The organism is Coleofasciculus sp. E1-EBD-02 (assembly GCF_040218245.1).
Lineage (GTDB): Bacteria > Cyanobacteriota > Cyanobacteriia > Cyanobacteriales > Coleofasciculaceae > Coleofasciculus.
The window spans coordinates 1-13861 of sequence record NZ_JAVJQN010000109.1; the positions used below are offsets into that span (position 1 = coordinate 1).

The following is a 13861-nucleotide window of genomic DNA, read 5'->3' on the forward strand; positions in this document are numbered from 1 at the left end:
TCCTAGCAAAGTCGAGTTAATTAAGAGAAATAACGGCTTATGTGTAGCGTAAAAAATTGGATGCCTCCATTCTTCCGGCATCCCGCTATACCTCCTCGCCCTACGAGAGTTGAGGGCGAGGATTCCCGCGAATATGTTGAAGGGGATATCACTCAGTTAAGCGTCGATGCGATTGTCAATGCGGCAAACGTTTTGGAAGAAAAGACAACCATCGAACAAGTGATTTTTGTTTGTTTCTCTAAGCCATCCTATAACTACCATCGGCAAGCCATGCAGGACATTATCACAAATAAGGAATAACGAGTGATTTCAATAGCTCTAATTCAACTCAGTTTAACTGCCATTCTTGCCTTCTATGTCGCTTGGAATCTAGGTGCCAATGATGTAGCGAATTCCATGGGAACGTCAGTTGGCTCAAAAGCGGTTACTCTACGGCAAGCGCTAATTATTGCAGGTATTTTGGAGTTTACGGGTGCGGTTTTATTTGGTCAAGGGGTGGCGACAACGTTAGCAACGAGAGTGATTGATCCAACGTTATTTGCCCAAACGCCACAGGTGTTACTACTGGGGATGATGTCTGTATTACTGGCTTGTGGTTTATGGTTACAAATTGCTACCAGTCTCGGATTACCTGTCGCATCATCTCATGCTGTAGTTGGCGCGATCGCCGGATTTTGTTGGGTGGCGATTGGGGTGCAAGCGGTAGATTGGGGAACCTTGGGGCGTATTTCGTTAACCTGGATTATTACACCTGTTGTTAGTGGTAGTTTAGCCGCCGGATTTTATAGTATTATCAATACGTCAATTTTAAGGCAAAGGAATCCGATGGTTCAGCTACGAGAATGGATTCCTTGGCTAAGTGCGATTCTTTTGAGTATCTTTGGCGCGATTGTCATGCCAAGTTTATTTAATCGTCCGCTATTTGATGCTTTGCCCATTCCTACCCATGATTTACCGATTATTACAGTTTCGATTGCGGCTATTGTCCTGAGTCTGATTAGTTGGCGTCAGTTGGAACGTAGCCCCTTAATTCTACCTGTTAATCCTGAAGAATCGAAAGTTCAATCTATTCGCCGCTGGGCAACTGGAGAAGCGGAAATTGAAGCGAATATTGCCCCACCCCCTAATGCTGTGTCTCCCTTTCCCTCAGCGATTGAGCAACAACTGGCGCGGTTTCAAGTTATCAGCGCTTGCTTTGTGGCATTTGCTCACGGTTCCAACGATGTCGGGAATGCGATCGCTCCCTTAGCTGCGATCGCGTATATTGTTGCAACGGGTACGGTTCCACTCACCGCATTTAATATTCCGTTGTGGATTCTCCTCATTGGTGGTGCTGGTATCGTTGCAGGATTAGCTGTTTGGGGTAAAAAGGTGATTACTACCGTTGGGGAAAATATTATCCCTTTACAACCCAGTAGTGGATTTTGTGCCGAAATTGCCACAGCTACAACTGTTTTACTCGCCTCCCGCTTTGGTTTTCCGGTTTCAACGTCTCATGCTTTAGTTGGTGGTATTGTGGGTATTGGATTGATTCAAAATTGGCGCACGGTTCGCTTTCAAACCCTTAAATCCATTGCTCTGGCTTGGTTGATTACGCTACCTGCTGCCGCTAGTTTAGGGGCGATTATCTTTATTAGTTTACGTGGGATTTTTCTTTAGGCTCTTAAACAAGGGCGGGTTTTGTTGATCATTTATCGGCTCTTAATTAGCCTTAGTCCATTTTTGGTAAGAATAAGGTTCGACTCACCGCATTTAATAGTCTTGGGTGGATTATCATTATCGGTAGCGCTGGTGTTGTAGCCGATTTAGCCGTGGGGCAAACAGGTGCTATGGCAAGAGTGTGTATTGGGGTTGTTATGCCAAGCCTTCTACACACCCATCCTGACCAGGAAAGAGAAAATATCTCTATTGAAATACATAATATACTATAATCAGGCATAGCTTGTGTCAGAGAAAGATATTTTTGCCCGGATGGGTACTCACTATGCTAATTCGTTTTCGTGCAGAAAATATATTGTCTTTCCAGGAGCAAATTGAGTTCAGCATGATTCCATCCTTACAAAGGATTCATGCTCATCAGGTTTTTCGGACAAAGAAGAGAAGTGAAGTTAGTTTAACCCGTTTCGCTGCTATATATGGTGCTAATGCTTCTGGTAAATCAAATTTGGTCAAAGTAATTAAGTTTGCTCAGAATATGGTTGTGCATGGGCTAAAGCCAGAAGCTAAAATTCCCGTCCAACGTTTTCGCCTCAATCAGGATTGTCTCCATCGCCCTGCTCGGTTTGAAATTGAATTCAAGATGGGGAGGCAAATGTATGAATATGGATTTGAATTAGATTCTCAGTTTATTCACACTGAATGGCTGCAAACGTTTACGCGCCGAGCTGATACACTGCTTTTTCGTCGCACTACAGATAAGAATGGTAATGCACAGCTAGAATTTGGGGAATTTGCTGACAAAATTAGCAGCGAAGAAAATTTGTTTCTCCAGTTTGTTGGTAAAGGTACGCGACCCAATCAACTATTTTTACGTGAAAGTATTGAAAGAAATGTTAAATATTTTAGAGCCGCTTATGATTGGTTTCGTAAAGTTTTGACAATTATTGAGCCAATGTCAGAATATATTCCAGTTGAACTGCAAATGAATGAAGATGAAGCGTTTTCAGAATTTCTGGGTAAAGTTTTACGAGAGGCTGATACTGGGATTACATCGATTCAAGCTGAGGAAATTGCTCTGGATGATCTTGATCTTTCAGAAGAAGCATTAGAATTTATAAAAGAAGGATTATCGAATGCAGATGGAGTTTTCTTGAAACTAGCCAAATTGCGTTTAACTGCAATTAAAAAAGATGATCAAATTCGTGTATTGAAATTAGTACCTATTCATCAAACCTCTAATGGAAATGAAAAAGCTGTGTTTGAGATTCATGAAGAATCGGATGGAACCCAGCGATTAATCGATTTCGCCCCTTTGTTACATGAGTTACTCCTAGGAGAAGATGAACGTGTTTTTATTGTCGATGAATTTGATCGGAGTTTGCATCCTAAACTATCTCGAATGATTGTTGGTATTCATCTTGATGAGGCGAATGCTACCAAGCCAAGTCAACTGATTGTGACAACACACGAAACCACTATTCTGGACTTAGATTTACTGCGTCGAGATGAAATCTGGTTTGTTGAGAAGAAGCCGGAAACGGGAGCAGCCGATCTTTATTCTTTGCATGATTTTAAACCCCGTTACGATAAAGATGTCCTCAAAGACTACCTCTATGGTCGATATGGAGCAATTCCTTTTCTGGGAAATGTTCGTGCGTTACGATTAAGTGCAGCCAAAGATCAATCTTCTGGGATAGCTGAAGGTTCAGAGGTTTAAATGTCTAAGGGAAAACGTTCCTTCAAAAGACCTTCGCCAAAGCGTGAACTAGAGAAGGTTTATATTGTAGCAACTGAAGGTGAAAAAACGGAAAAAATATACTTTGAGTTCTTTAATGGTGTAGAGTATCGAAAGAAAATTCAAGTTAAAGTCCTACCCACCAAAAAAGGAAAATCCTCACCAAAAGCCGTAATTCAACGTCTCCAAGACTATGCTAAAAAAACCCGCTTAAAGCCAAAGGATGAATTATGGGTTGTTATTGATGACGATGAACGTCCCAAAGAACAGCTTCAAGCTGTAGCGAATGAGTGTAAGCAGAAGGACAATTATTTCCTTGCTATAAGTAATCCATGTTTTGAACTCTGGCTGCTATTGCATCAGGAGAATCCGAAGACGCCTCATAATGCTCATCTTTGTGAACAAGAACTAACCCGATTACTGGGTCATAAATATAACAAAAGTGATTATGATCTGAGCAAATTGACACCCCATATTAAAACAGCAATCCGTCATGCTAAACGATTAAATACTGAAGAAATTCCCAGTTCAGTCGGTACTCGCGTATATCTATTGGTGGAAAAGCTGAGCCAAAAATAGCCATTTCGATAGACTGAAAAATTTATCGCCCCCTTAGCTGCGATCGCGTATATTATTGCTACGGGTATAGTTCCCCTCAGTTTCCGTTGGATTTTTCTTTAGGCTCTTAAGCCAGGGCGGGTTTTGTTGATCATTTATCGGCTCTTAATTAGCGTTAGTCCCTAAACCGAATGCCACTGAGTTTAGAGTTTGTAGTAAGCGCTTTAGCGCTTCTGGCACTAAAGTGCCTACTACGAACCCAGCTTAAGTCAGTGACATTCTCCCTAAACCCGCCCCTACAATTGTCCATTTGATTGACTTGATTCGAGGGAATGCTTATTCCTTAAACGTTTCGGCGATATAACCAATCCGGTCAACAATATCGGCAATATTACTAATGTAATAATTATTTTCATTAACCGAGAGGGTCAGGTTTTCTAGCAATAAAAACGACCAGATTTCCCCATCTGTGATAATGCCGTAGACTTGATCTTGCTGGAACTTCTTTAGCGTCGCATACATTTCCGCGACACATTGCCCTAACCCATCAGATAGACTACTTTTTTTTACTTCGACGACTGAAATAATCGGCGAAATAAAATCAATCTCATCAAGACTTAAAGCGCAATCGTATTTGCCATTTAATGGGTGAGGTAAACCCGGTGTTTCCTCTGGATTAATATCAACGGGTGGTTCAAAAAAGATACCGAGATTATAAGTGTCGCTAGCTTCCCACAAAATATGAGATACTAAGAGACTGCCTCGGGTTGCTTCGTTATCCGATTTGGACAGGCTAATGCGAGACTTCATCTTTTTTACGGCTACCTGCAAATCAGGATAAGACTGATCTGTGGGGTGAAAGTTGCTAAATAAATTAGCGTCTTTCAATAGTGTGATATTAAAGATAGCTTTTAATTCAGCGGCTGAGTATTTTCTATAGTCACCAAAAGACATAATGTGCCTTCAGAGTTATTTGACACTCCCCGCTCTTGCATAGACGGGGATACTTTCTTCTCCAATTTAAGTGCGGGAGGTGGAATACAACTGTGCTACATATTCCCCATACCCGTTATAGGGAAGCGTTTCCCGTCTTTCCCAGGAAAAATTGGGTCCTTTACCAACAAACTTTTCCGTCGCTTGAGACCAACGTGGGTGCGGCACATCTGGATTGACATTTGCCTCAAACTTGTACTCAGAGGGAATTAACGTATTCCAAAATGTCGCGGGTTGAGTCTCAACAAATTCAATCTTGACAATAGACTTAGCCCCCTTAAACCCATATTTCCATGGCACAACCTCTCGAATTGGTGCTCCATGCTGTTTCGGCAGAAAATGACCGTAAATCCCCACGGCAAAAAATGCCAAATCATTCGCCATTTCCTCTATCGTTAATCCTTCGGTATAGGGCCACGGTAGTTTACCACTGAATGACCACGCTGGACCGATTCTAATTTGAGGATCATCGAAAGACGTAAACCGGACAAATTTGGCTTTAGATGTGGGTTCCACCTCTTCCATTAATAATCGCATCGGAAATCCTAGCCATGGCAATACCATTGACCAGGCTTCGACGCAACGGAAGCGATAGATACGTTCTTCGAGGGGGAATCTTTTGCGTAAATCGTCTAAATCGTAGGTGCGGGGATTTTTCACCAATCCGGTGACTTCAACCTTCCACTCATCTGTCGGTAAGGCTTGGGCGGCTTGCCATATCGATTTGCCACTGCCAAATTCATAGAAGTTATTATATTGTCCCGCCAGTAACTCATTGGTGATAGGGCGGTCAACATTCGCAAATGCGCGATTGGTGTTAAGGGATTTGACCGTTGGTTGATTGAGGGTAGCGGCTAGGGCTTTATTGGTTTCCGAGTCAGAGGAGGCTTGACATCCCAGGATGGGGAGAATACTCGCACCGACTAGGGTTTTGAGAAAGCGACGCCGATTGAAGTAAACGGCTTCAGGCGTGATTTGGTTTTCGGGAATTTCCCAGGATTGGGGAACGCGGATAAGGGTCATTGGGAAACAAGGTTGACGGCTGATGCAGCGGCGTGAATTGAAAGAACGCCTGTATACAAATCTTAACCTGTTTCCAGTCAAACGCTAAATAAGTGTTGAGGGTGAGGAGAGGGAAGGGGGAACAGGGAGCAGGGGAAGCTGGGGAAGCTGGAGGAGCAGGGAAATCAGTTGGTGGAAATCACCTCAATCTTATGAAGTTATATTAACAACCCTCAAACCCTTACAAATGACGAATGACAACCCCCACCTTTAACTTTAATTGTCCCAACCTACTTATACATAACAACAACACTCAACCTGCTCTCTGAGTGACTTCCTCTCAATAATCAATCCTAAATAGAGTTGCTCTAAATTCGGTGATTCAGATGCATTGCTCCCTACATTTCTAGTTGGAGGATGTATCAGTCTTCGCGTTGAGTGTTGTTGTTAGAAGTTTGGTCTCGGATAAGACAGATATTAGATTTAACAGAGTCTTAGCTTTCCCTCCTTTCTGGATTTTCAAGTGACATTAATATCTGTCATTGAAGCTTTCTCTTTCGCTTCAATTACTAATTTACTACTCTCTCAGAAAAGTACAACCCTTTGCAATATTTTTTAATGTTTCTTTTCTTTCCCTAACTTATAGACACATAACTTTAAATTGGTGAGAGTAGCGACTCTAGTCTGGATTCACTATGACTAATTCTCAAACGGCTGCAAAGAAAAGCTTTGCACTAACGTGGTTTTGACGACATCCTCGTGAGTCGGTTTCAGCATATCTAGCAGAACTACGATATTACTACGGTTAGGAGATAGCCGCACCTCTCGTATCCGATAGCCTTTCACGGCATCTCGATAGTTATTCAGACTACCCAGAGTCAAGCGCTGATTCTGATAGTTTATGATTAAGCGCATAGACGCCCGTTCGACTGGAGACGTGCCTCCCGATAACACGGAGGGGATACGCCTTTGTTCTAGACGCAGTTGTAACGGCTGGTTGTTTAAGCGAAATGTAACAGTTTCGCTGTCATCTGGCTGACGGGTGCTATCGATGACAGGAAGTTTAATACCAACTTTCAGCCGATTTAGTCCTAAATCTTGTCGGAGGGTTACTGTGTCTTGCAGCAAGTCGTTTTCAGCCGCTTGATTGCTGAGACTGTAAGCATCGCGATTATAGTCTGTTCGCAGACAACCATTTCTGACACAGGAATTATTGGGGATATTGATAATTTGCAGATGAGCTGTGGGAACTTCTGTGACTGAATCCCGGTAACTTTCTAGATGAATATAATGACGATTATCCGGGGAGAATCCGGCTAAGCGAACCGAGGTGTTGAGTATGGCTGCATATCCGGGGTTGAGGAACAGGATCACACTGGCTGCGATCGCGGGAGACACGAATGATGCTATTTTCATAACCAGAAGGTAAGTAGGTGGGGACAATTGAAGTTAACGGCGGGGATTGTCATTTGTCATTCGTCATACTCGTGAAGCGCCAAGCCAGCTAGATTTATGTAAGGGTTTTTAATGGAACTGAGACTGGAGGGCGACGGCGGCTTCAGCTAGGGCTTCTCGACCTTGATCTAGAACGTATGCCATGCCAACAAAGCCGTGAATTGTACCATCATAGCGAGTCATTCTCACCGATACTCCGGCTTTTTGCAAGCGCATCCCATAGGCTTCTCCTTCATCTCGCAGGGGATCATATTCAGCGGTGAGAATCAAAGCTGGGGGTAAATTACTCAAATCGTCCGCCAGTAAGGGTGAAGCTTGGGGATTTTGTCCGTCGGCGGCTGATGGGAGGTAATGATGCCAAAACCAAATTAATAACTCTGTGGTTAACAAGTAATCTTTGCCATTTTGCCGATGGGAGTCGGTGTCAAAGCCATACTGAGTTGCGGGATAGAATAGCACTTGATAACTTAGGGAGGGGAAATTGCGATCGCGTGACAGTAAGGCGACAACGGCGGCTAAGTTTCCTCCGGCGCTATCTCCACCAACAGCAATGCGTTTCGGATCACCATGGAATGACGCCGCATTTTTAGCCACCCATTCTGTGGCGGTATACGCATCCTCTACAGCGGCGGGAAATTTATGTTCGGGTGCGAGACGGTAATCCACAGAAACGACAATACAATCGGCTTGATTTGCCAAGGTGCGACAGATACTATCCACCGCATCCAAGCTACCGATAACCCAACCACCACCGTGGAAAAATACCAGAATCGGAAAGGGTGGGTTTCCGGCTGGTGTATAAATTCGGATCGGAATATCTACTGTAGAACCAGGAATGATATGATTCTCTACTCTGGCGACAGGTTCAGGTTTATGGGAAAATTGATCCGCTTGCGCTGCTTGTTCTCTCGCCGGGATGGGGTCAAGTTCATTTAGGGGAGGTAGTCCTAATTCTTTGATTTGGTTTAATATTAGTTGGGTTTGGTCATTCAATGGCATAATTAATTGGCTATTAAATTGGATATACTGATGATTAAAGGCAGGTTTTGTTGTTCAGTTATTGGCGATAATCAGGGCGGGTTTTGTTGTTTGGTTATTATCCGGACAAGTTCTTGACGATAATCAGGGCGGGTTTTGTTGTTTAGTTATTATCCGGACAAGTTTTTGACGATAATCAGGGCGGTTTTTGTTGTTCAGTTATCACTTGACGAGTTACTTCTGTCCCTAAACCCGCCCCTACAATCCGACAATAGGATGTCTTATTGATGACACAGTATCCTCAAAATTTCAATAACAATACTCAACTGTTGTATTGGCTGTTTAGAACAGAGAAAATTGACTTAAGTTGGGGACGTTTATTTGAACAGAAACCGATTCCTTTACCGCCAGCAATGAACTGGAATCGGATTGAAGGCATGATCTTAGGACTAGCCATTGGTGATGCGTTAGGGAATACTACAGAAAGTTTAACACCGCAACGACGCCAAATCCAATACGGAGAAATTCGGGACTATTTACCCAATCGCTATGCCAATTACCGTCCGGTTGGTTTACCCTCGGATGATACCCAATTAGCTATCTGGATGTTAGAGGAATTGAATGGGAATCACGGACTTAATCCAGACTGTCTGGCGCAGCGCTTTACTCAGGGACGTATTTTCGGCATCGGCTCAACGATGAAGGGGTTTTTACGCCATTACAAAAGTGGATTACCCTGGTTTAAATCGGGTCTTAAATCGGCGGGAAATGGTGCATTGATGCGAATTGCGCCCATCGTAATTCCCCATCTGCGTTCTCAAACGAAAGCACTCTGGGTTGATACAGCTTTGGCTGCTATGTTAACTCATAACGACTCGGCATCTAATGCAGCATGTTTGGGATTTGTGGCAATGCTGTGGCAACTTTTCACCCGATCAACTGTACCTGAACCAAACTGGTGGCTGGAAACCTATATCCAGTTCACTCAGGATTTGGAGATTGACTCATCCTATCGTCCGCGTGGTGGTACTTTTACTGAGGATAGAGGATATCTGTGGCAATTTGTGGAACGACGAGTGAGTCAAGCTTATCAGCAAGGATTGTCAGTTCGGGAGGCGTGCGATCGCTGGTATTCTGGTGCTTATCTTTTAGAGACAATACCCAGCGTTCTTTATATCCTGATGCGATATGCCGATAATCCAGAAGCGGCAATTGTGCGAGCGGTTAATGATACCAAGGATAATGATACCATTGCCGCCATTGTCGGAGCGGCGGTGGGAGCGTTACATGGAAAAGACGCCCTACCTCAACGCTGGCAAGTGGGACTATTGGGTCGAACGGCTGAACGTGATGATGGTACACTCTGGAGAGTTCTAGAGACAGCTGATCAGATCTGGTGGCATCATCAGGAATCATAAATTATGGAATTGTTTTCTCATGACCAAGCATAAATTATCTCAGAATCAGGGTGGGTTTTGTTGATACGTTATCGGTGAGGGAGGGCGGGTTTTGTTGAGGCGTTATTGGTGAGGGAGGGCGGGTTTTGTTGAGACGTTATTGGTGACAAGTTAATCGAGTTCCTAAACCCGCCCCTACAAGTGACTGACTGATGATTTATGAATTATGTATAAACCAACAATCTGTATTACATTAGGTACTCGCCCAGAGGCGATTAAACTTGCACCCGTGATCCAACAGTTTCAAGCCTGTGATCTGTTTAAGACTCAGGTGATTTTGACGGGTCAACATCGGGAAATGGTGGATCAGGTGATGCGGCTATTTCAACTAAAAGCTGATCGCGATTTAGAAATAATGCAAGTCAAGCAAACGCTGACCGATATTACCTGTCGAAGTTTGCGGGGATTGGAGGCGTTATTTGCTGATATTAACCCACAGTTGGTGATTGTACAAGGGGATACGACGACAGCATTTGCGGCGACTTTAGCGGCATTTTATCAAAAAATTCCTGTGGGTCATGTAGAAGCAGGGTTACGAACGGATGATTTGTTTAATCCTTATCCCGAAGAAGCAAATCGACGGTTGATTTCTCAGTTAGCCCAACTGAATTTTGCACCGACAGCTAAGGCGGTGGAAAATCTGAAAACGTCGGGGATTGTGGGGGAGATTCACCAGACGGGAAATACGGTGATTGATGCGTTACTGACGGTAGCTAAGCAGGAACCCCAATGTCCGGTTCCGGGATTAGAGTGGGACAAGTATCGGGTATTGTTAGCCACGGTTCATCGGCGAGAAAATTGGGGTAAACCTTTAGAAGATATTGCCCAAGCTTTTATTCAACTGTTGGATCAGTTTACGGATACGGCGTTATTGTTACCGTTACACCGAAATCCTACGGTTAGAGAACCCCTGAAACAAATCTTGGGTAATCATCCGCGAGTCTTTTTGACCGAACCTTTAGATTATGCCGAATTAGTGGGCGCGATCGCACGGTGTTATCTGTTGCTGACGGATTCGGGGGGATTGCAGGAGGAAGCGCCGAGTTTAGGGAAACCGGTGTTAGTGTTGCGGGAAACTACGGAACGCCCAGAGGCGATAGAAGCGGGAACCGCGAAGTTGGTGGGAACGAATCCGAGTCAAGTTGTCGCCGTCGCCAGTGAATTACTCGGAGATGCTAAGGCGTATCAGGTGATGGCTACTGCTGTTAATCCCTTTGGGGATGGTTACGCCGCCGAACGGATTTTGGCAATTGTCAAAGGATATTTGCTCAAGGGGTGACAATCGGGGATGGCGTTTTCAGCCGTTTTCGTGTATATTAATTACGATTAGAACCTTGACAATTCCATAATGTGGGAATTTTGTCGATCCGACTAATCGACACCAGTTGGCAAATCGCTGAAACTCTATAGTTTCCGTTAAGTGGTGTCGATGCCTGACTGGGAGAGGGTTTGAGCGATAGGTTTTGCTCAATTTTGGGCAGGATAAGGTGGGATTTTATGGGTGGTGTCGATTCGGCGGCTGAAACCCAGTCCCTGTATGGTTTCCTGAGCGAACTCTTTCCAAACACACTTCCCCGAAAGGGGATGGAAACTATGATAGTACGGAAACTCCTCTGACACAAGTGTCAGTCTTTCCAAACACACTTCCCCGAAAGGGGATGGAAACCGAACATGTCATCGTAAGCCATAACTATGCCTCAAACTTTCCAAACACACTTCCCCGAAAGGGGATGGAAACCCCAACTCGCCGGTGTGTTGTACAGAAAAAGTTACTTTCCAAACACACTTCCCCGAAAGGGGATGGAAACGCTACACAGACAGCTACTAGTTTTAATTCGTCTTTCATCTTTCCAAACACACTTCCCCGAAAGGGGATGGAAACTTAACCCTCCAAGTCCAAATAATAAGCGAACCTTCTGTAGACTTTCCAAACACACTTCCCCGAAAGGGGATGGAAACTTTTGTCCCGTTTATCGCGGAAATTTCTTCAATTTCCTGAGGCTTTCCAAACACACTTCCCCGAAAGGGGATGGAAACTCTTGGATTTTAACGTTTACCTTTGTACCCGTTTTCGACTTTCCAAACACACTTCCCCGAAAGGGGATGGAAATAAGAGAAAATTTTATATGCCGTAGGGTGGGCATTGCCCACCAGCCTTAAAGCTGTGTCTATCTACTCCTCGACATTTTCCCCCTCATCCCCTAACCCCTTCTCCCACCCTGGGGAGAAGGGGAACCGGATTCTCTTGCTCCCCTCTTCCCATTCCCCCCATGCAAAAAAAAGCGAAGCATCTGCTGGTCTCCCCCTTTTTAAGGGGGACGGAAGGGGGATCAAAAGGGGGACGGGAGGGGGATCAAAAAGGGGGACGGAAGGGGGATCTAATCGGGAGACGGAAGGGGGATCTAATCGGGGGACAAAATCCGGGTTAGCTACCCCTGTTATAACTCAGTCCGCGCAGGCGGACTTTGTTTGTGTAGCAGCGATTTCAATCGCCGTGGCTTTGTTTGTGTAGCAGCGATTTCAATCGCCGTGGCAAAAGGGGGTAATAAAGGCTGATTTGGTATTAAACGATGGGAACTTGGCAAAACCAAACCATCACAGTAACCAAGTCTTATTCGCAAAATCCGCAGGCTTTTCGCTATCCTTTTGAATTGGTCGTCCGAGAGGGCGGGCGGGAGATCTAGCGGGAGGACGTTTGGTTTCAACGGGTGGCGTTGGTTCTATCGGTCGCTTTTGAGTGGCTTTAAGCGATTCATTCTCTTGTTTCAAACTCTCCGCTTCTTGCATCAATTTCTCATTGGCTTGAGCGAGTTGAACAGCGGCTTTTTTGGCATCCTCAAATTCACTCTTTAAATGGTCGAGTTTCTTTAACTCACTTTGTAAGTTTTCAACGGATTCTTGCTGATGCTGTAATTGGGTTTCTAAGTCCGTAACTTGTTCCTTTAACTGCTGTTCTCGTTTCTCCGTTTGGGCTAAACTATCCTTTAAATTAACGATAGTGGTTTCTTGTTGTTGGGCTTCTTCGAGTGCCTGTCTCAATTCCGCAACCGTAGCTTCAAGGTCAGCTTTGGTGGGAGTTGAAGATTTACTGGTACTGGTTCTTCGGCGGGTTGCCATAGTTGATTCGTCCTCTGTTTCTGTATTCGGTTCGTTAGTATCTTCAATAGGTTGCTGATTGGAAGATGGCGATTTTTCTACCTCTTCCCGCAGCAAATCAGTTAACTTCTTTTTGGTCATTAGCACCCCCAATGATGGTGTAGTTCATCCGCCACCCGGCGATAATCAGCTTGGGCTTCACGGGCATTTTCTCCGCCCAATTGAGTAATCGGTATCCCCTGCAATGCGGCGCGTTCGTGGGCTTTGTATGTCCGAATAAAGGTTCGGAATGCGGGAACACCGAGTTCTCGGAGTGTGGTTTGCGCCTCTAACGCTTCCCGACGACTGCGAGAATCTACCCGAGTTAACAATACCCGATGGGTGGTTCCTACTGGTGCGATCGCACGCCGTACTGTTTCCATTAAAACCGCTAAGTCCATCGGTGCCGGAGGTGTGGGTAAAATAATATAATCTGCGATCGCGACTACAGCAGTCAAGGCGTCTGAACGCAGGGCGGGGGGTGTATCCACAACGGCTATTTCGTAATCTTTCAAGGTTTGTAGACGACTCAAGAGTTGAGGATTGGTTTCTTGGGCGATATCAAACCTGATTTCTCCCTCACTTCGTTCTACCCACCAACTGGCTGAACCTTGAGGATCAGTATCTACTAACAAAACCTGTTTTTTTTCCGCAAGTACGGCGGCTAAGTTGACTGAGGTTGTGGTTTTGCCAACACCTCCCTTTCCATTAATAATAGCGATTATATTGGTCATTCGTCATTTGTCATTCGTCATTTGTCTTATGTCATTTGTCTTATGTCATACTCGCGAAGCGAGAAGCAAGCTACGTCTTATGGTCAGGGCGGGTTTTGTACAAACGTTATCATCAATAGCGAAACGTGATTTCCTAAACCCGCCCCTACACATTC

General features: G+C 44.6%; 12 protein-coding genes and 1 CRISPR repeat array. Of the genes, 6 read left to right on the forward strand and 6 right to left on the reverse strand.

All coding sequences use genetic code 11. The annotated features are described in order from the left end of the window. Positions 1 to 39: 39 nt before the first annotated feature. The 4 genes from RIC07_RS17515 to RIC07_RS17530 all read left to right on the forward strand — a co-directional run bounded on the left by RIC07_RS17515 (position 40) and on the right by RIC07_RS17530 (position 3973). On the forward strand, positions 40 to 300 hold the full coding sequence (locus tag RIC07_RS17515) for a hypothetical protein (RefSeq protein WP_446395648.1): 261 nt from the start codon (positions 40 to 42) through the stop codon (positions 298 to 300). A 3-nt stretch (positions 301 to 303) separates the two neighbouring features. Next, on the forward strand, positions 304 to 1659 hold the full coding sequence (locus tag RIC07_RS17520; protein WP_446395649.1) for an inorganic phosphate transporter: 1356 nt from the start codon (positions 304 to 306) through the stop codon (positions 1657 to 1659). A 325-nt stretch (positions 1660 to 1984) separates the two neighbouring features. Beyond that, on the forward strand, positions 1985 to 3376 hold the full coding sequence (locus tag RIC07_RS17525; RefSeq protein WP_446395650.1) for an AAA family ATPase: 1392 nt from the start codon (positions 1985 to 1987) through the stop codon (positions 3374 to 3376). Next, positions 3377 to 3973, forward strand: a complete 597-nt coding sequence (locus RIC07_RS17530) for an RloB family protein (protein ID WP_446381944.1) — start codon at positions 3377 to 3379, stop codon at positions 3971 to 3973. A 315-nt stretch (positions 3974 to 4288) separates the two neighbouring features. Here the strand turns inward: RIC07_RS17530 and RIC07_RS17535 are convergent, their stop codons facing one another. From RIC07_RS17535 to RIC07_RS17550, 4 genes are all read right to left on the reverse strand, one after another. Further along, positions 4289 to 4906, reverse strand: coding sequence for a hypothetical protein (locus RIC07_RS17535; RefSeq protein WP_446395651.1), 618 nt, complete (start codon positions 4904 to 4906; stop codon positions 4289 to 4291). A gap of 66 nt (positions 4907 to 4972) precedes the next feature. Beyond that, positions 4973 to 5968 (reverse strand): protein-methionine-sulfoxide reductase catalytic subunit MsrP, encoded by a 996-nt coding sequence (msrP, locus tag RIC07_RS17540; protein ID WP_446395652.1) that lies wholly within the window; start codon positions 5966 to 5968, stop codon positions 4973 to 4975. A 678-nt stretch (positions 5969 to 6646) separates the two neighbouring features. Then, entirely contained in the window at positions 6647 to 7363 is a 717-nt protein-coding gene (locus RIC07_RS17545) for a DUF2259 domain-containing protein (protein WP_446395653.1), read from the reverse strand. Positions 7364 to 7471: 108 nt separating this feature from the next. Continuing rightward, positions 7472 to 8401, reverse strand: a complete 930-nt coding sequence (locus RIC07_RS17550; protein ID WP_446395654.1) for an alpha/beta hydrolase — start codon at positions 8399 to 8401, stop codon at positions 7472 to 7474. Between the two features lie 266 nt (positions 8402 to 8667). Here RIC07_RS17550 and RIC07_RS17555 point away from each other — a divergent pair, with 266 nt between their 5' ends. Both RIC07_RS17555 and wecB read left to right on the forward strand, forming a co-directional pair. Then, entirely contained in the window at positions 8668 to 9798 is a 1131-nt protein-coding gene (locus tag RIC07_RS17555) for an ADP-ribosylglycohydrolase family protein (RefSeq protein ID WP_446395655.1), read from the forward strand. 205 nt (positions 9799 to 10003) lie between these two features. Then, positions 10004 to 11116 carry a non-hydrolyzing UDP-N-acetylglucosamine 2-epimerase gene (gene wecB, locus RIC07_RS17560; protein WP_446395656.1) on the forward strand — a complete coding sequence of 371 codons (1113 nt, stop codon included), beginning with the start codon at positions 10004 to 10006 and terminating at the stop codon, positions 11114 to 11116. Between the two features lie 277 nt (positions 11117 to 11393). After that, positions 11394 to 11947: direct repeats of the CRISPR family, unit length 35 nt; unit sequence CTTTCCAAACACACTTCCCCGAAAGGGGATGGAAA. A gap of 485 nt (positions 11948 to 12432) precedes the next feature. On the opposite strand, the gene RIC07_RS17565 is transcribed toward wecB, so the two are convergent. Continuing rightward, the gene (locus RIC07_RS17565; RefSeq protein ID WP_446395657.1) at positions 12433 to 13074 is read right to left on the reverse strand and encodes a hypothetical protein; all 642 of its coding nucleotides are present in this window, start codon (positions 13072 to 13074) and stop codon (positions 12433 to 12435) included. Beyond that, positions 13074 to 13706 (reverse strand): AAA family ATPase, encoded by a 633-nt coding sequence (locus RIC07_RS17570; RefSeq protein ID WP_446395658.1) that lies wholly within the window; start codon positions 13704 to 13706, stop codon positions 13074 to 13076. The genes RIC07_RS17565 and RIC07_RS17570 overlap by 1 nt, the downstream gene beginning before the upstream one ends. Positions 13707 to 13861: the final 155 nt, after the last annotated feature.

What these genes read in the sequence shown, in the direction of transcription:
- RIC07_RS17515 (WP_446395648.1), top strand. Translation starts at nt 40, where the DNA reads ATGTGTAGCGTAAAAAATTGGATGCCTCCATTCTTCCGGCATCCCGCT.
- RIC07_RS17525 (WP_446395650.1), top strand. Translation starts at nt 1,985, where the DNA reads ATGCTAATTCGTTTTCGTGCAGAAAATATATTGTCTTTCCAGGAGCAA.
- RIC07_RS17530 (WP_446381944.1), top strand. Translation starts at nt 3,377, where the DNA reads ATGTCTAAGGGAAAACGTTCCTTCAAAAGACCTTCGCCAAAGCGTGAA.
- RIC07_RS17535 (WP_446395651.1), bottom strand. Translation starts at nt 4,906, where the DNA reads ATGTCTTTTGGTGACTATAGAAAATACTCAGCCGCTGAATTAAAAGCT.
- msrP (WP_446395652.1), bottom strand. Translation starts at nt 5,968, where the DNA reads ATGACCCTTATCCGCGTTCCCCAATCCTGGGAAATTCCCGAAAACCAA.
- RIC07_RS17545 (WP_446395653.1), bottom strand. Translation starts at nt 7,363, where the DNA reads ATGAAAATAGCATCATTCGTGTCTCCCGCGATCGCAGCCAGTGTGATC.
- RIC07_RS17550 (WP_446395654.1), bottom strand. Translation starts at nt 8,401, where the DNA reads ATGCCATTGAATGACCAAACCCAACTAATATTAAACCAAATCAAAGAA.
- RIC07_RS17555 (WP_446395655.1), top strand. Translation starts at nt 8,668, where the DNA reads ATGACACAGTATCCTCAAAATTTCAATAACAATACTCAACTGTTGTAT.
- wecB (WP_446395656.1), top strand. Translation starts at nt 10,004, where the DNA reads ATGTATAAACCAACAATCTGTATTACATTAGGTACTCGCCCAGAGGCG.
- RIC07_RS17565 (WP_446395657.1), bottom strand. Translation starts at nt 13,074, where the DNA reads ATGACCAAAAAGAAGTTAACTGATTTGCTGCGGGAAGAGGTAGAAAAA.
- RIC07_RS17570 (WP_446395658.1), bottom strand. Translation starts at nt 13,706, where the DNA reads ATGACCAATATAATCGCTATTATTAATGGAAAGGGAGGTGTTGGCAAA.